13 protein-coding genes are annotated in these 17,666 nt (G+C 60.0%); 6 read left to right on the top strand and 7 right to left on the bottom strand.

Annotation, left to right across the window (positions count from 1 at the left end):
* Positions 1–27: 27 nt before the first annotated feature.
* The 6 genes from ABD903_RS09780 to ABD903_RS09755 all read right to left on the bottom strand — a co-directional run bounded on the left by ABD903_RS09780 (position 28) and on the right by ABD903_RS09755 (position 8,087).
* Positions 28–711 (bottom strand): acyltransferase, encoded by a 684-nt coding sequence (locus ABD903_RS09780; protein ID WP_345223719.1) that lies wholly within the window; start codon positions 709–711, stop codon positions 28–30.
* A gap of 11 nt (positions 712–722) precedes the next feature.
* Entirely contained in the window at positions 723–1,934 is a 1,212-nt protein-coding gene (locus ABD903_RS09775) for a glycosyltransferase family 4 protein (protein WP_345223717.1), read from the bottom strand.
* A gap of 28 nt (positions 1,935–1,962) precedes the next feature.
* On the bottom strand, positions 1,963–3,246 hold the full coding sequence (locus ABD903_RS09770) for an O-antigen ligase family protein (RefSeq protein ID WP_345223715.1): 1,284 nt from the start codon (positions 3,244–3,246) through the stop codon (positions 1,963–1,965).
* Positions 3,243–4,823, bottom strand: a complete 1,581-nt coding sequence (locus ABD903_RS09765) for a lipopolysaccharide biosynthesis protein (protein WP_345223713.1) — start codon at positions 4,821–4,823, stop codon at positions 3,243–3,245. The genes ABD903_RS09770 and ABD903_RS09765 overlap by 4 nt, the downstream gene beginning before the upstream one ends.
* A 37-nt stretch (positions 4,824–4,860) precedes the next feature.
* Positions 4,861–7,245, bottom strand: a complete 2,385-nt coding sequence (locus ABD903_RS09760) for a polysaccharide biosynthesis tyrosine autokinase (protein WP_345223711.1) — start codon at positions 7,243–7,245, stop codon at positions 4,861–4,863.
* A gap of 62 nt (positions 7,246–7,307) precedes the next feature.
* The gene (locus ABD903_RS09755) at positions 7,308–8,087 is read right to left on the bottom strand and encodes a polysaccharide biosynthesis/export family protein (protein WP_345223709.1); all 780 of its coding nucleotides are present in this window, start codon (positions 8,085–8,087) and stop codon (positions 7,308–7,310) included.
* Between the two features lie 284 nt (positions 8,088–8,371).
* Here ABD903_RS09755 and ABD903_RS09750 point away from each other — a divergent pair, with 284 nt between their 5' ends.
* The 5 genes from ABD903_RS09750 (at position 8,372) to ABD903_RS09730 (ending at position 13,976) form a co-directional block, all read left to right on the top strand.
* Positions 8,372–9,049: a response regulator transcription factor gene (locus tag ABD903_RS09750; protein WP_345223707.1), complete on the top strand. Its 678-nt coding sequence runs from the start codon at positions 8,372–8,374 to the stop codon at positions 9,047–9,049.
* A 95-nt stretch (positions 9,050–9,144) separates the two neighbouring features.
* Positions 9,145–10,533, top strand: coding sequence for a sensor histidine kinase (locus ABD903_RS09745; protein ID WP_345223705.1), 1,389 nt, complete (start codon positions 9,145–9,147; stop codon positions 10,531–10,533).
* Positions 10,534–10,673: 140 nt separating this feature from the next.
* The gene (locus ABD903_RS09740; RefSeq protein ID WP_345223703.1) at positions 10,674–12,293 is read left to right on the top strand and encodes a SulP family inorganic anion transporter; all 1,620 of its coding nucleotides are present in this window, start codon (positions 10,674–10,676) and stop codon (positions 12,291–12,293) included.
* A gap of 50 nt (positions 12,294–12,343) precedes the next feature.
* A complete protein-coding gene (locus tag ABD903_RS09735) occupies positions 12,344–13,063 on the top strand; it encodes a carbonic anhydrase (RefSeq protein WP_345223700.1) in 720 nt (239 codons plus the stop codon).
* Between the two features lie 349 nt (positions 13,064–13,412).
* Positions 13,413–13,976, top strand: a complete 564-nt coding sequence (locus tag ABD903_RS09730) for a hypothetical protein (protein ID WP_345223695.1) — start codon at positions 13,413–13,415, stop codon at positions 13,974–13,976.
* A gap of 6 nt (positions 13,977–13,982) precedes the next feature.
* Here ABD903_RS09730 and ABD903_RS09725 read toward each other — a convergent pair whose 3' ends face one another.
* Complete coding sequence (locus tag ABD903_RS09725) at positions 13,983–14,780, bottom strand: alpha/beta fold hydrolase (RefSeq protein ID WP_345223693.1); 798 nt, start codon at positions 14,778–14,780, stop codon at positions 13,983–13,985.
* A 272-nt stretch (positions 14,781–15,052) separates the two neighbouring features.
* Here ABD903_RS09725 and ABD903_RS09720 point away from each other — a divergent pair, with 272 nt between their 5' ends.
* The gene (locus tag ABD903_RS09720) at positions 15,053–17,599 is read left to right on the top strand and encodes a type IA DNA topoisomerase (protein ID WP_345223691.1); all 2,547 of its coding nucleotides are present in this window, start codon (positions 15,053–15,055) and stop codon (positions 17,597–17,599) included.
* Positions 17,600–17,666: the final 67 nt, after the last annotated feature.

The raw sequence follows: 17,666 nt of genomic DNA, 5'->3' as shown, positions 1-17,666 counted from the left end.
AACTGACAACTGACAACTGACAACGAACTACTCAGCAGCCACCAGCGGCACTGGCTTGGTGGCGGGCGCCGCAACGGGCAGAAGCTGGTCAGTAGTTTGGGGATCAGCCGGGGCCGCATCGTCGGCAATGCGACGCACGAAGCGGGCCGGGTTGCCGGCCCATATTTCGTTGGCCGGTACGTCGCGCGAAACCACACTGCCGGCCCCGATAACGGCGTTTCGGCCGATGTGGACCCCCTTCAGGATGATGCTGTTCATGCCAATGAACACGTTGTCGTCAATCACCACCGGCTTCGTGCGCACGTTCTCGAAGTTGAAGCGGCGGTTTTCGGTGCCCAGCGGGTGAAAATCCGTGTCGGTCACGAAGGCGTTGGCCCCCAGCATAACACCGTTTCCGATGCGCACTTCGGTTTGCACGCAAATGCCGCCGCCGCTAATGCCAAAATCGTCGCCCACCGTCAGTTTGGCTTCCGGGTTCAGCAGCCGAATCAGGACGGGGTGGCTTACGCCCGGCTCGCTGAAAAACGAGTCGGAAATAAGCCAGGCGCCGCGCCCAAACCGAACGTTGCGCCAGTTGGGTACTTGCAGCAGTGGCAGGCCAAAAACCTGAACGCGGTTGCCGAGGCGGGCAGCGTACAAGCTATTAAACCAAGCGTTTAATAGTAGATGCGTGGCTTTGCGAATTCCCCAGATGCGGTATAGAAAATTCATGGCGGAGCAGGTTAGGCCGTTTCGGCCATGGCGGTGGAAGGGGCCGCCACGGAAAACGGCACCGGTATTTGCAGAATGCCCCGGTAAGTATCCAGGGTGCGCTGCAGAATGGTAGCCGGATCGTGGCGGAGGCGGGCTACCTGGTGGGCTTGAACGGCAAGGCGGCGGGCAAAACCGGGGTCGTGGTGCAGGCGCAGCACAGCGGCGGCCAGGTTGCGAGGGGTTAAGTCGGAAAGCAGGCCGGTTTGTCCATCGTCGATGAGCGAGCTGACGCCACCCACGTTGGAGGCCACCACCGGTAGGCCGGCCACTTGGGCCTCGCACACGCTGTTGGGGCTGTTGTCGATGTAAGAGGGGTGGAGCAGGCACAACGACTGGCGGAACAGCTCGATCAGCTGGGCGCTGCTCTGGAACCGGCGGCAGTCCACGTCGCCGGGCTCGATGTGGCGCAGCCCGGCCTTGCGGATGTAGCGGACCAACTCCTCGGCGTAAGTGTCGCCCACCAGCACCAAGCGGGCGGGCGTTTCCTGCCGAATGAGGTTAAAGGCCTGCATGGTTTCGTGGAAGCCCTTCATGACTTGGGTGCCGCCCATAAACAGTACCTGCGGAACGGCCGCCGGCATGCCCGCCCGGGGCGCCGCCCCAAAAAACTCGGGCCGTAGCATTTCCCAGTTGTGGTGAATACGGGCCCCCGGACTCAGGCGCGCAATGTGGGCCTTGTCCCAGTGGGTGCGGCACAAAAACTCCCGCACCTGCGGCAGGTACTTTAGCTCGTAGTAGCTGGCCAACGACCACAGCGCCCGCCGCACCGACACGGTATCGGGCAGGGCCTTCACGCATTCCGATATCAGCCCCTGTACCGACAGCAGCACCGGAACCTCCAGCCCGGCCACGGCCGCCTGGAACTGCATTTCCGAGCCGTGCACGTGAATAAGGTTATAGCGGTGATGGTGGCGGCGCAGGTACTCGCGAATAATGCCCACCCGGCGGGTATAAAGAGAAAGAATATCGGCCCGGGACGCCGGAACGCGCAGAAACACGAACCGTATTCCGTCGCGCTCAAAGTTTTCCACCGGGGCATCCAAACCCGATTCCCAGTTGAGCACCGTCAGCTCGAGGCCGGGTTGCTGCGCCAGGGCTTGGGCGAGGGTGGTGAGCCAGGGGGCCGGGTGTTGGGCCGGGTGCCGCGGGTGCGGAAACGGGGCTAGCCAAAGAATTTTCATAGCGGAGGGTGGGTAGGGGAGCGGGAGGTCAGTAGGAAAGCACGGGCTCGGCGGCGGGTGGCGCCGGAAGCGGCGCCGTAACCGCCCGGGCGGATATCGGCACCGGAGCCGAGGCTTGCACGGCGGCCAGCACCAGGCCCACCAGCGCAAACTGGTAAGGCGACCAGTCGTAGGAAATGGAATACACCAGCAGGTTTGCGCCGCAGGCGATGAGCGCGGCGGTTTCGGGCGGTAGCGGCCCGGGCTGTAACAGGCGCTGCACCACCACAATAATGGGCACCAGCACCACCAGCAGCACCCCAAACACACCGAAGTAAAACAGGCGGTCGAGGTAGAAGCTGTGGAAATGGTGGCCGGTGAAATTCTCCCAAATGGGGGCGTCGGTATCGGTGCTGTAAAACTGCACGGGCAGCTCAAAGCCTTCGATGCGCCAGCCCAGCACGGGGCGTTCGGCAATAAAGGGCTTGTACGATTCGTACTGTTTCATGCGCCAGTTGCCGGTGCCCTGCTTGTCGGGGTTCTGAATGTCGTCGATGCTGCTTTCGAGCTTTTTGAGCACGGCCGGGTTTTCGAGCACCGTGGCAATGCCGCCCACCGAGCCCACCAAAAAAGGCAGCAGCGTGAGCAGCAGAATCCGATTCATGGTAAAGCGTACGCCGGGCACCCGACGCAGCAGCAGGATGTTCAGCGGCAGCGACACCGCCGCCGATACCCACACGGTGCGGTGCTGCAGGAACACGATCATGCCCATGCAGAGGAAAAACACCACCACGTTTAGCGTGCCGCCGCGGGTCAGGAACCAGTTCAGGCAAAACAGCGCCACTACCAGAAACAGGTAGGCCGAGGTTACAGCAAAGCCCCGTTCGTTATCGAGAAACGCACTAACCGACAGCGCATTCTGGTTGACCAAAGCCAGGTTAAGCAGTAGCCCCACCAAAATGAAGCGCGCCAGCGGGCGGAAAGGCGGCAGGCCCTTGCGGCAATGGTAGCCGTACACCGCGAACAACGACAGCATGACCGTTAGCTTGCCGAAAACGTGAGGGTACACCATCCAGCGCCCCCAACCGTTGTACGATTCCAGCGCCAGGGCCCCCAGGCTAAGCAACACCACCAGAAACCACGCCCGCATAATGGAGCTCATGTACCGGATGTTCACCACGCCAAGTACCGCCGAAATGCCCACCAGCATGTAGTGGTACTTGCCCATAATGGGGTCCTCTATGGGCCCGAACACGAGCTGGGTGAAGGCGGGGTCCGTGACCAGCACCAGCACAAACACGGTGAGGAGCAGAAATCGTAGGTTAACCTTCATACACGTACGGGTTGCTGAGCGTCGGCGCCGGCCAGCACAGCGGCGGCAGGGGCCGGTTGATGACGTAGCAGCCACGCCCGCAGCCAGCCGAGGCCGGGCACCGCGAGGTGACCAAGTTGGGTGCCTATTTCGGCCTGCAGACTGCGGAGCGGCAGCAGCAACAGCAAACCCGCCAAGGCCACGGCGCCAGCCAGAAGTTCGCCGGTAAACACCACGGCCAGCGGCATGTTAGCACCGCGCAGTAACCAGGCTACGGCCGCAATGGCGGCAGCTACCCCGCTGCCCAACAGCACGGCTGGTCCGTAACAGCGCAGCACTTCCAGCGCTGACACATCCAGCACGCGGCGCATGAGCAGGGTGTAGAAAACGGTGCGAATCCCCTCGCCCAGCAACACGCCCACCGCTACCCCCAGCAGCCCCAACGGCCGCAGCAGCGCAAACAGCGCCAGAAGGGCCCCGGCGTGGGCCAGCGTCAGCCAAAACTTGCGCACCAGGGAGGCAGTGGCATCGGCCACGGTGGCCGCAAACATGTTCATCATGCTCAGGGCAAACACCCCGCAGATCAGCCGGAAAACGGGAACCGTATTCATCCATTTCTCGCCCAGCATCACGCGCACTACTTCCGGCGCGGCCACGGCTGCGCCCAGGCAAATGGGCGTAATAATGGCTCCCATAAGCACAATGCTGCGCAGGTAAGCGGCCTTCAGGCGGGGCCGGTCGTGCTGCACCTGGCTGAAAGAAGGCAGGGCCACCCGCGCCACGCTCGATGACAACGTGTAAATGGGCAAGCCAATGAGCATCCAGGCGCGGGAGTACATGCCCAACGCCGCCGCGCCCCACAGGCGGCTGATGCTCATTTTGTCCAGCTCGCCGGTAATGTACTCGCAGAAGCTGATGACCGACGACCAACCGCCGTACTGCACCAGGGGGCGGTAGGTTTCCCAGTTAAACAGGGGTTTAACCGCGTGCCGGGTGGCCCCGTAAGTCAGCACCGCCAGCACGGCGGCCTGGGTGAGTTGGGCACCCACCAAACTCCACACGCCGTACCCGAGCCACGCCATGCCCACACCCACGCCCGCGTAACCCAGCACAAAGGCGCTAACCTCGGCAATGGCCAACGTGCGAAACCGCATGCACCGACGCAGCAGGCTCACGGCCGTGGCCGAGCCGCCCGTAAGCAGCAGCCCCACAGCCAACACCTGCACCACCGGCACCACTTCGGGTTGCGCGAAAACGCTTCCCGCAACCGGGGCCAGCAGCAGTAGCAAACTACTGAACAGCAGCGCCAGGCCAATGGAAGACGTAAACGCCGCCCGGATGTCGCGCTCGGTTAACTCGGCCTTCTGAATGATGGCCAGCTCCATGCCCATTTGCGCGAAGTAAGAGCCGAACCGAATGGTAATGCCCGCCAGCGCCACCAAGCCGAATGCCTCGGGAGTGAGCAGCCGGGCCATTACGGCCGTATAGCCAATCTGAAGCAGCGACGTGGTGAGCGTAGCCGCCGTGGTCCACTTTACCCCGTGAACAGCTGCGGCAGCCAGGCCGGAAGCGGGAGCAGAAGCAGCAGCAGTGGACATGCGGGGTGGAGAAATCAGTGGAGAAGGAGGCAGCGGCTTAGTTGTATCCGCCGTAAGCGTAGGCTTTCTGTTTGTAGCGGTACTCGTAGGTCTTGGTGAAGTGCACGTCGTTAATGATGATGTACACGTGCTTGATTTTCTGCTCGCGGTACAGCTCATCAATCTGGTTCACCAGGGAGCGGTCGGTGTAGTTCTGGCGCACCACGTACACGTTCGCATCGAGGTGGCGCAGCAGCACGAAGTACTCCGACACGTAGCCCACCGGTGGCGTATCGAGCAGCACGTAATCGTACTCTGCGCGCAGGTGCTCAATGAGGGCCCCCATGCGGTCGGTTTCCAGCAGCTCGGTGGGGTTGGGTGGAATTTCGCCGCAGGTAATCACGTCGAAGCGCTTCAGGCCGGTGGGGCGGAGGCATTCTTCCAGCGGGTTCAGGTCGGCCAGGTAGTTGGAAAGGCCGGGGGAATCCGGGTCGAGGTTGAAGTAGCTCGCCACGGTGGGGCGGCGCAAGTCGGTTTCCAGCAGCACCACGCGCCTGCCCGACTGCGCCAACTCGGCCGCCAGGTTCACGGCGCAGAAGGTTTTGCCTTCGCCCGGCACCGACGAGGTAACGCCGAGTACCTTCTTATCGAGGCCCGCCGAGAGGTATTGCAGGTTAACCCGAATAGAGCGGAACGACTCCGCAATGGGGCCTTTGGGGGTCGTGAGCATTTCCTCACGGTCGGCGTGCGTGCCGTGAGCTACCACGCCCAGCATCGGAATTTTGGTTACCTCTGCTAAGTCTTCCTTGCTTTGAATGCGCCGGTTGGTTTTGTCAAGTAGCAGGGCCGCGCCCAGGGGCGTAAGCAGGCCGGCCAGCAGCGCAATGAGCCCCACAAACATGGGCCGCGGGGCCGAGGGCCCGTCTCCGGCCATGGTGGCCGCGTCAATTACTTTCTTGTCGGTGGCGTTGGTAGCCAAGGCAATGGACGCCTCCGCGCGCTTCTCCACCAGGAAGTTGTAGTTTTTGTCGTTGAAGTCCGACTTGTTTTTAAGCACGGCCAACTGCCGCTCGTTTTCGGGCAGGCGGTCCATGTCGCCGCGCACGCGGCTCAGTTGCTTGTTCAGGTCCGAAAGCTGGTAGTTCGACGAGCGGATGGAACTGTTCAGGTTTTGCTCCAGCGACGCTTTCAGGCCCTTGATCTTTTCATCGAGCACGGCCACCAGAGGGTTCCGGTCGCTGGCGTTTACCACCAGGCCCGCTTTCTGGGTCGATAAATCGGCGAGCTGCAGAATCAGGCTGTTAAGCACCGGATCGGTGACGCCCGCAGCCGATAAGGCCGACATATCCTGGCTGAAACGCACGGTGTGGAGCAGGTTTTCGTAGAACTTACGCTGCGACTCCACCCGCGAGCGTTCCAGCTCCAGATTTGAAAGCTGCTGAATGCCGGAATTGGATTGCGCCGACACATCGACCACGCCCCGGGAGGCCCGGAACGAGCTCAGTGCCGAGGCCGACTGCGAGCGGGACTGGCTGAGCTTGGCAATTTCGTTGTCGAGGAAATCCAGGGTTTTGCGGCCCGTTTGGTTTTTCTCGTGCAAGTCGGCGGCAATGAAAACGCTCATGAGCGTGTCCAGAAACTGCTTTTCCTTTACGGGCACCGTGCCTTTGGTCGTTAGCTCGATAATGCGCGACTCGTGGTCCAGGTTACGCACAACCAATCTGCCGGCGTAGCCCTCGGCTAGGCTGGTAAGGTCGTTCAGCTGGAAGCTATACCGCTCGTTTGCGGTACTCGGCACACCCGGCACGGGCTGAATGGTTATGCTGAGCAACGGGTGACGCAGCGGTTGGCCGGCCTTCACCACTTCGTCCAGTTCCAGGTCAAGCACCTGGCGCACCAACTCCCCGGTCGGCAGGCTGCTAAGCGCAGCGCGGTCGGCTTTGGCTTGCAGGCGGTATTGGCCGTTGGGCAGTATTTGCACGGCCACGCGAGTGCCGCTAAGCTGCGGTGCCGCGGGGTCGGGCACAACGCGGAACGGCACCGTCCCCACGGGCAGCTCGCGTACTTGCAGGTCACGCAGCTTGTTAAGCCACGTGTTGGGTGCCACAAAGTAGCTTACCTGAAACTCGGGCAGGCGGAGCAAGGCTTCGCGCACCATCCCGGCCGAGCTGATCAGGCCAATTTCGTCTTCCATCTTCACGCCGCGGTCCTTTACTTCCAGCAGCTGAAGCAGTTCCTGCGCCCGTTTCGAGCCGCTGCTCTGGTTGCCCAGCAGCATGGTAGACCGGAAGTCGTATACCGGGGCCTTTACCTGCAGGTAGAGATAAGCGGCGGCCCCAGCCACCAGCAAACCCACCAAAAACAGGGGCCAACGGTTTTTCAACCGGAAAAACAACTCATTTAAGTCGAGTTCGTCGGGGGCGGTGGTGGTGCGTGGTTCCATGCCGAGCGGGATTAGAGGAACTGGAAAGGATAGGCAAAGGCAGACCGGAGCGGCTCGGGGAGCTATTGCAGCTTGATGTAATTGAGCAGAAGCACGAGGGCTGAGACGCCGCCAAAGACCAACCCGAGGTTGGTGGCATTGCCGCGGGTTGCGCGGGCTTTCACCGGCTCCACGTACAGTGCGTCGTTGGGGAGCAGGTAGTAAGAAGGAGAAGCCAGGAGCTTCGCGTCGGTGAGGTCGAGCAGGATAACCTCCGAGCCCTTGGCCGTCTGCCGAATCAGTTTTACGTTCCTGCGGTTGCCAAACTCAGTAAGGTCGCCGGCCAGGCCAAGTGCTTCTAACACATTGGCTTGGGCGTTGTACACAAAGTACCGACCGGGGTTTCGCACCTCGCCCAGCACCGTTACCTTAAAAGAGAGGAGCTTTACTAGCACGTTGGCATCGCGCACAAAGCGGTTTACCTGTTGCTGAATGGTGGCCTGAGCTTGGTCGGTGGTCAGGCCCGCTACTTTCACCGGTCCTACGGTAGGCAGGTTCACGGTGCCCGCCGCATCTACGTTGTAGCCGGCTAAAAACATGTTACCCGGGTCACCACCAAATATGGCCCGGGTGTCGGTTACGTTAAATATCTCGTTCAGCGCTGGTTGAGCGCTCTGCACCCGTACCGACAAAACGTCGTTGGGTTGGAGAAGATAGGGCGTAGGCACATTGGCAACGGCTACAGCAGTTTGGGTCGAATAATCGGCCCCTTGGAGGTAAGGCAGCTGCCGCTGGGAGATACAACCGGTCAGCAGCAAGCCTGCCCATAACAGGCGCAAGCGTGGCAACAGAAACGTCATCATGATGGTGGAGGGGATGAAGCGTAACCGCGTTGCAGGCAAGCCGAGGTCTGTGGCGTGGACAATGGCGAACAAGCAAGCGTAAGAGGAGAGCCGAAAATATGGTGATAGAATTTTTCTCTAAAAATATAGGACCTGTTTTTTAAAGTCAAGCTAAATTAAAATTATTCTTATAATAATTTGTAATGTATTTGGGAGTACGGTTGCGTCCATTTCGGGTTTCAAGCCCCCGAAAAGATTCCACCTCCGTATGGGTAACTACCTTAGAGGGCTCAACCTCGGCTCATATGAAGATTCTCCTGGTAGAAGACGAACCCAAGGTGGCGGCCTTCTTGCACAAAGGCCTCACCGAACAAACCCACACCGTAGACCTAGCACCCGATGGGCTGTTGGGACGCCGGTTGGCGCTTTCGAACTTCTACGACCTCATCATTCTCGACCAGCTGCTACCGGGCATGAGCGGGCTGGACGTGTGCCGGGAAGTGCGTGCCCACGATGCCGCAGTGCCCATTCTCATGCTTACGGCCTTGGGCGAAACCGACGATAAAATCCGTGGTCTTGATGCCGGCGCCGATGACTACCTGGTGAAGCCGTTCGCTTTTCAGGAACTCCTGGCACGTATTCGGGCGCTGGCCCGCCGCCGCTCCGAAAACCCCAACTCGCAGCCCGCGCTGCGCCTCGCCGACCTCGCCCTCGACCCCTCCAGCAAATCGGTAACGCGGGCGGGCCAGAACATTCAGCTCACGGCCCGCGAGTTTGCTTTGCTTAACTACCTGCTGCGCAACCAGGGCCGCGTGGTGTCGCGCGTCGATATTCTGGAACACGTCTGGGAAACCAGCTTCGACACAGGGTCGAATGTTATCGACGTATACATCAACTTCCTGCGCAAAAAGATTGATAAAGACTTCAGTCCCAAGTTAATTCATACCTTGGTGGGCATGGGTTACGTGATGAAGGAAGAATAGCCGGCAGGACTTCTGCCTGGGGCCAAGCTGGTTCACCTGGGTGCCCCCAGTGCCTTTCGCACGGTTTTTCCATCCTTTACCTGACTTCGCTTTCCATGTCTATTCGCTTGCGGTTGGCGTTGCAGTTCGCGGCCATCGTAGCCGTTACGCTGCTGCTGTTCTCGCTGCTGATCTACTATTTCACGGCCCGCTCGCGCAGTGAGTTTTTTGAGCGCAGCCTGCGCAACCGCGCGCTGGTAGTTGCTCACGTGTATTTCGATGCCGACCGCCCGCAGGCCGACGAGCGGCACCGCGCCGCATACCGGCGGTACCTGCGCCAGTTTTACCGCACCCTGCCCGATGAAGAAGTGCGGATTTACAATGTGAAGGGCCAGGTGGTGTTTCGGGAAGGCATTAACACTTCCCGCCCGCTGCCCGAAGGCTGGCTGCACGCCAGCCCCGACGAAGACCTCGTGGATCGGCAGCCCAACTGGACCTATACCGTAGGCTTGCGGTACAACGTGCCCGACAAGGGCAAGTTCCTGGTAACAGCGTGGTCGGTGGATGCCGACAGCGACCAAAAGCTGGGAAGCCTGCGCAGCATACTGGTGCTCGGGCTCCTGGCTTCTCTCTTGCTGGCCGGCGCCGGAGGGTGGGTATTCGCGGGCCAGGCCCTCAGCCCCATGCGCCAGATTGTGCGCGAAGTGAGCAGCATCTCGGCTTCCGATTTGCACCGCCGCCTTTCCCGCGCCGATGGCTCGGATGAAGTGTCGCAGTTGGCCCACACGTTTAACCGCCTGCTCGACCGCCTCGAAACCGCGTTTGTGGGGCAGCGAACCTTCGTGCGCGACGCCTCGCACGAGTTGCGTACGCCCCTAACCGTGCTTATTGGCGAGCTGGAAGTGGCGCTGTTACAAACCCGCAGCACCGCCGAGTACCACCGCGTGCTGCAAAGCACCCTGGATGCGTCTCGGCTACTGAAAGACCTTACCAACGGGCTCCTGCAGATTGCCCGTGCCTCCGACGACCCCTCGCAGGTGCCGCTTACTCACTTGCGTTTCGACGAGCTGTTGCTGCAGGCCCACGAAGAGGTGCAGCGCCGGCATCCCAAGTGCCGAATCGATCTGGACTTCCAGATTGCTACGGACGCCGAACCCATCGTGCACGGCAACGAGGCCCTGCTGCTGTCGGCGGTGCTAAACGTGCTTGAAAACGCCTGCAAATTTTCGACGGGTGCCAGCCGCCCGGTGCTGGCCACCCTCAGTACCACTGCGCACCGTGTGTGCCTGGAAGTGCGCGACTGGGGAGTGGGCATGGCCGAGGCCGACCGCCTGCAAGTGTTTGTGCCCTTTTTCCGAGCCGACAATGCCCGCGGAGTTCCCGGTCACGGCATTGGGCTGCCCCTGGCCAGCAAGATTATGGACCTGCACAGCGGAGCCATACGCTTGCAAAGCGCTTTGGGAGAAGGCACGCAGGTAGAGCTGGAAATACCCCGCTCGTCGTAGCAAAAGCGTTTTAATATCGTTTTAATGCAAATTTAATGCCTTATTAAGACCCCTTGTTAACCTTTACAGCGTAGAATCCCTTTCTATGGGCTGGCTAATCGTAGCCAGCTTTACCTCTGGGTTTCAATCTACCGTTGTATATGGCTTCAGCTTCCGTTCTTACTTCGCCTCCTGCGCCCAAAAGCGGGCCCCCGAGTACATCCGACCCTCAACCTTCGTTCGGCAACTCGTTATCTAAAGACTTACCAGCCGGTTTGGTGGTATTTCTGGTAGCGCTGCCGTTATGTTTGGGCATTTCCCTGGCCTCGGGTGCGCCGCTGCTTGCGGGCCTCATTGCCGGTATTGTGGGCGGTGTGGTGGTAAGCTTGGTTAGTGGCTCCTCGCTGAGCGTTAGCGGCCCGGCCGCAGGCCTCACTACCATTGTGCTGGGAGGCATCAGCACCATGGGAACTTACCAGGGCTTTTTGGTGGCCGTGGTGTTAGCGGGTGCCCTTCAGGCAATTATGGGCGTACTCAAGGCCGGCGTTATTGGCATGTACTTTCCCACCTCGGTTATCCGGGGCATGCTGGCAGCTATTGGCCTCATTCTCATCCTGAAGCAGATTCCGCACTTCCTGGGCGGCGACTCCGACTTTTTCGAAGATCTGAATTTCTTTCAGTCCGATGGCCTGAATACGTTCAGCGAAATCGGGCGCTCCATGACCCAGCTGCAGCCCGGCGCCCTGGTAATTGGCGTGGTTTCGTTGGCCATTCTGCTGCTCTGGGAGCGTAAGTTCATTCAGCGTAACCGCATTCTGAAGCTGGTTCCCGGCGCCCTGATAGTGGTGGTAGTGGCTATTCTGTTGAACAGCCTGTTCCGCAGCACCCGCCCCGAGTGGATCATTGCCAACTCGCACCTGGTGAGCCTGCCGCCTATCAGCAACATGCAGGATGTTTTCGGCCTGCTCACGTTCCCCGACTGGTCGGTACTCACGGGTTCCAAGGTGTACTTCCTGGCCCTTACCATTGCCATTGTAGCCTCGTTGGAGTCGCTGCTGAGCGTGGAGGCCGTGGATAAGCTCGACCCGCACAAGCGAAACACCCCCCCAAACCGTGAGTTGATGGCTCAGGGCACCGGTAACATGATATCGGGTTTGTTGGGCGGCTTGCCGGTAACGGCGGTAATCGTGCGTTCATCGGCTAATATTAACTCCGGCGGTCAAACCAAAATGTCGGCATTTTTCCACGGTTTGCTGCTGCTGGCCGCTGTGCTGTTTCTGGGCCCAATCCTGAACCTGATTCCCCTTTCGGCCCTGGCGGCGGTGTTGCTGATGGTCGGTTACAAGCTTACCAAGCCTGCTTTGTACCTAACCCAGTGGAAGCTGGGTTGGCCGCAGTTTGTGCCTTTTGTGGTAACGGTGGGGGTTATTCTCTTCACCGACCTGCTGAAGGGCGTGGGCGTGGGCCTGGTGCTGGCCATGTTCTACATCCTGAAGGCCAATGCCGAATCGGCGTTCTTTTTTCATCACGAGCCCAGCTTTGAGCCCGGTACCATTCACCTTAGGCTCTCCGAACACGTATCATTCCTTAACAAAGCGGCCATTGCCACTACCCTCGAACGGTTTAAACCCGGCTCCCACGTTATTCTCGACGGTACCGACACGGTATCCATCGACTACGATGTGCTCGAGACCATTGAAAATTTCCGCCAGATTGCGCACGAACGTGGTGTTCAACTGGAATTGCGCAACATTCCGCAGGTAGAAGTACTCGGCCACTAAGCCGCCGGGTACTCCCAAATCATTCCCCATTCCTTTCTCCTTCTCTAGTTATGCAACGAATTCTGGATGGCAACCGCCGCTGGGTAAAAGAGCAGCTTGCCAAAGACCCCCAATACTTTGAAAAACTGGCCGTGGGTCAGAAACCCCGCTACTTGTTCATCGGCTGCTCTGACTCCCGCGTACCCGGCAGTGGCATTACCGGCACTGCGCCCGGCGAAATGTTCACCCACCGCAACATCGCCAACCTGGTGGTGCACACCGACCTGAACATGCTTTCGGTGCTGCAATACGCCGTGGAAGTGCTAAAGGTGGAAGTGGTGCTGGTGGTGGGACACTACGGCTGCGGCGGCGTAGCCGCAGCGGCCTCCGACAAGCAGTTTGGCCTCATCGACAACTGGTTGACCAACATCAAGGACGTTATTCGGCTGCACGAAACCGAGCTGCTGCGCATCTCCGACTTAGATCAGCGGATGCGCCGCCTGGTGGAGCTGAACGTGATTGAGCAAGTGCGCAACCTGGCCAAAACCAACATCATTCAGAACGCCCGCCGCGGGCCAAACCCGCCCATGCTGCACGGCATGGTATACGACCTGAAGGAAGGCCTGCTGAAAGACCTGGACGTGCAGACGGAGGACCTGGAAGAACTCCGGCACATTTACGCCATGAACGCGCCCGAGCGTGCCAAGGTCTCCAAAGAAGCCATTGCCGATGCAGAGCAGGCTCTGAAAAGCAGTGCTGCGTCCCACAATGAAAAACAGCCGGCAAAGTAAGCTTCATAGCCATCCGAAACAGTAACACACTGTAACACGGGTTGGCTCTGAATGCCACTTGGTGTCAAGGCGGCTGTAAGCTTGACGGTATCTTGAAAAACCTCCGCTGCCTTCGGCGCGGAGGTTTTTTCTTGTTTTAAAAGGAGTAGGGAAGTGGGTGCGAAGGCCGCTCTACCACCCCTTGATTAAAGCTCGATCCACCGACCCTTGTACGGGCCGAAACCAAGGCACGCTCGTCAAACAAAATGCGCTGATGGTATGGGGCAATAGCTGTTAGGTTATATCTTCCATCCTTTAATTGTGTGGCAGGCTTGCCAGCCACGTTTATAGGGCTTTTTGGCTCGTTGTTATGAAACCATTATTGCTGCTACTCTTGCTCTTTTCCGCCTCCGAGAGCTTGGGGCAGGCCGCCGCCGCGCCATTGGACGAACCTGCCACCGGGTTGCAGCTGCTGCGCAATTACGCCCCATTTCTGGCCTTCCTCATACCGCTGGCGGCTTACTTAACCTCGCAGTACAAAGACTGGCGTACGGCCCAGGGTACCCTGAACAAGGCATTCCAGGGCGACAACGACGCCGTGGTGTACATGACGCACCAGGTGCAGCATAACGAGTGGAAACAGCGCATGCGTCGGCACCCCAGCTTTCGGCGCGAAGTAATAACGGCCCTGTGTTTGGCGTGGTCGGTACAGCCCGCCGATTACATTCGCGCCTTGCTGTTCGATGCGCTGCTGTGCGTGAAAAAGCAGGGCTACGGCGCCGAAACCCTCCACGTGCTCGACCGGCTCCTGCGCCAGTACGAGCAGTATTGCCGCCGCTTCTGCGCCGATCAGTTTACTCCGGTTATTGAGGACCTGACCGTGCTGCGGCACGAGTTGGCCGCGGGCGAAGCGGCCGCCGTACCCCAGCGGTAACGCGCTTCATGAGGCCATCAGGTACTGCTCAATGGCGGCCACGGTTTCCAGCGGGGCGCTTAGGTTGGGGCAGTGGCCCGAGGCACTCAGCGTTACCAGGGTGGCATCGTGCAGATTCTGACGCAGGTATTCGCCCACCTCAGGTGGGGCAATCATGTCGCTGTGGCACTGCATAATAAGCGAGGGCGTGCGCAGCCGGGGCAGGTCGCTGCGGTTATCGGATAGAAAGGTGACGCGGGCAAACTGCCGGGCTATGTCGGGGTTGGTGCGGCAGAAGCTCTCGGCCAGCTCGGCCCCCAACGACGGTTCTTCGGGGTTGCCCATGATGAGAGGGGCTACCGTTTGTGCCCAGTAGAGGTAATCGGCGTCCATGAGTGCCAACAGCTCCTCCAGGTCCTGCCGCTCGAAACCACCCACGTAGCCGGGGCCGTTAATGTAGCACGGAGAAGGGGTGATGAGTACGAGCTGCGCAAACCGGTCCGGCTCCTGCATGGCGGCCAGCATGCCAATCATGGCACCCACGGAATGGCCCACGAAGATGCTGTTGGTTAGGTTGAGGCGGCGGCATATTTCCAGTAGGTCGTCGGCGTAACCTTCCAGTTGGCTGTACTTAACAGGACTGTAGGCGGCCAGGTTGGAGTCGCCGGCGCCCACATGGTCGTAAAGCACCACGCGGTGGGTGGCCAGAAAACCAGGGGTGATGTAGCGCCACACGTTCTGGTCGCAACCAAACCCGTGGCCGAAAATCATGGCTTGGTCGCCCTGGCCGATGACCTTGACATTGTTGCGTTCCAGAACATCCATTCTACCTATGTGTCTAAATAGCGTTATATATTGTATTAATATAATGCTTAATTATGAGAAGCTAGTTCCCGCATAAACATTTGCTTTCGAAAAAACGGTAGGCTAGGGCGACCGTTAAAAGTTGAAGTGGGTTTAGATCAGCCTTATGGCAAGCAACTGCTTCCTGCAAGCCGCTTGATAAGTGGTTCTGCCCCGACTTTTTCTCGCGTTATCTTTGTTGATTCCATGCCGCTGATGCCTCCGTTAGCAGCACGAATCAGAACCCCGCGCCCGTGAAAGTCTGCATTGCCGAAAAACCCAGTGTCGCACGTGAAATTGCCAACGTGCTTGGCGCCCGCCTGCGCATGGACGGCTACTTCGAGGGCAACGGCTACCAGGTTACCTGGACTTTCGGGCACTTTTGCACCCTGAAGGAACCCCAAGACTACCAGCCCGAGTGGAAACGCTGGAGCATTCACGACTTGCCCATGCTGCCCGAGAACTTCGGCATTAAGCTGATGCAAGACGACGGCGTGAAAAAGCAGTTCAACACCATCAAACGCCTGCTAGCCGAGGCCGACGAGGTTATCAACTGCGGCGACGCCGGGCAGGAAGGGGAGGTGATTCAACGCTGGGTACTCACCGAGGCCAAATACCGCAAGCCCTTCAAGCGCCTCTGGATTTCGTCGCTCACCGAAGAGGCCATCCGGCAGGGCTTCCAGAACCTGCGCGAGGGCAGCGAGTTCGACCGCCTGTACATGGCCGGCAAGAGCCGCGCCATCGGCGACTGGCTGCTGGGTTTGAACGCCACGCGCCTCTTCACACTCAAATACGCCTCGGGTAGGGGCCAGGTGTTGAGCCTGGGCCGCGTGCAAACGCCCACGCTGGCCTTGCTCGTCGACCGCTACCACGAAATTCAAAACTTCAAGCCCGAGCCCTACTGGGTGCTGCGCACCGAGTACCGCGGCACCATGTTCAGCCACGTGGCCCCGCCCAAAAAAGGCAAAGCCGAAGACGACGAGCCCGACGAGAAGGCCCGCCTGAAAGCCCGCGGCTACTTCGTGAGCCAGGAAGAAGCCGATGCGGCCATGGCAGCCGTGAAAGACGCGCCGCTTACCGTAACCGGGGTCGAAATCAAGAAGGCGCTGGAGTCGCCGCCCTCGTTATTCGACCTGACCTCCCTGCAGGTACAGTGCAATAACCAACTGGGCCTTTCGGCCGAAGACACGCTCAAAACCGTGCAGGGTTTGTACGAAAAGAAAGTAGTGAGCTATCCACGCGTAGACACCACCTTCCTGCCCGACGACCAGTACCCCAAGATTCCCGGCATTCTGCAGGGCCTCGGGGCCTACCACAGCCTCACGCAGCCGCTGCTGGCCGCCAAAATCAAGAAGTCGGCGAAGGTCTTCAATAACAACAAAGTCACCGACCACCACGCCATCATCCCGACGGGCGCGGCGGCCCAAGGCCTGGGCGGTACCGAGCACGCGGTGTACGACATCATCGTGCGCCGCTTCCTGGCCGCGTTCTACCCCGACTGTGAAGTCTCGAATACGACGGTGACGGCTGAAGCTGCCGGGCACCCCTTCCGCGTGCGCGGCCGCCAGATTCTGAGCCCCGGCTGGCGCATCGTGTACGGCGACCCCACCCAGCAGCAGGCGCCCAGCACCGCCAAACCCGGCGAAGGCGACGACGACGTGGTTAATACCGTGCTGCCCGCCTTCGCCAAGGGCGAAAGCGGCCCCCACAAACCCCGGCTCGACCAGAAAGTAACCCAGCCGCCCCGCGAGTACACCGAGGCCATGTTGTTGCGCGGCATGGAAACGGCCGGCCGCAACGTCGACGACGAAGAGCTGCGCCAGGCCATGAAGGAAAACGGCATCGGTCGGCCTTCCACGCGCGCCGCTATCATCGAAACCCTATTCAAGCGCGGCTATATTCAGCGTGAGAAAAAGCGCATTATTCCCACGCCCACCGGCGTCGAGCTTATTGGCCTGATTCGGAACCCCACGCTGAAATCGGCGGAGCTAACGGGGCAGTGGGAGCGGAAGCTGCGCCAGATTGAGGGCGGCAACCTGGAGCCCGACGTGTTCCTGGACGAGCTAAAAGGCTTGGTGCGCGAAATGGTGCTGGAGGTAAAGCAGGACCGCTCGCGCATGATGGCGCCGCCGCCCACCACTTCGGAAGTAGCGGCCACCGCCGGTAAGAACGGCGGCAGCAAACCTGTGCCGCCCAAGCCCGCCACGGCGGCCGGCCCGCTGCCCGATGGGGCCTTGGGTACTTGCCCTGCCTGCAAGCAGGGGCACGTGCTGCGCGGTAAAACTGCCTTCGGCTGCTCCCGCTGGAAAGACGGCTGCGGCTTCCGCCTCGCACCGGTAGTAGAGGGCAAAAAGCTCACCGACCCACAACTGAAAGCCCTGCTCAGCAAAGGCCGCACGCCGGTTATGAAAGGCTTCATCGACGACCTTGGCGCCAAATTCGATGCCGCCATCGGCCTGAATGCCCAGCACCTGCCCGAGTTATTGCGCGCCGCCGAAAGCAAGCCGGCTTCCGAGGACAAACCCCAGCAGATTCCCTGTCCCATGTGCCGCCTGGGTACCATGCTGAAAGGCAAAACCGCCTGGGGCTGCTCGCGTTTCCGCGAAGACTGCCAGTTCCGCGTGCCCATGGAGCTTTGCGGCCGCCAACTCACTGATCCGCAAGTAGCCAAGCTGTTGCGCCGCGGCAAATCCGACGTGATTCGCGGCTTCACCTCGCAGCGCACGGGGCAGAAGTTTGAGGCCGCGCTGGAAATCAGTGCCGAGGGAGAGGTGAAGTTCGTGTTTGAGAAGAAGGCATAAGGCTACTGAGCGTGCTTGCGTACTTGTTGTTCGTGGGCGCTTGCCGACCGGACACTGCATTGCTAGA

The organism is Hymenobacter koreensis (assembly GCF_039541855.1).
In the GTDB taxonomy this organism is placed as follows: domain Bacteria; phylum Bacteroidota; class Bacteroidia; order Cytophagales; family Hymenobacteraceae; genus Solirubrum; species Solirubrum koreensis.
The sequence above is the reverse complement of the archived record's forward strand: the minus strand, read 5'-3'. Positions and strand labels throughout refer to the sequence as shown.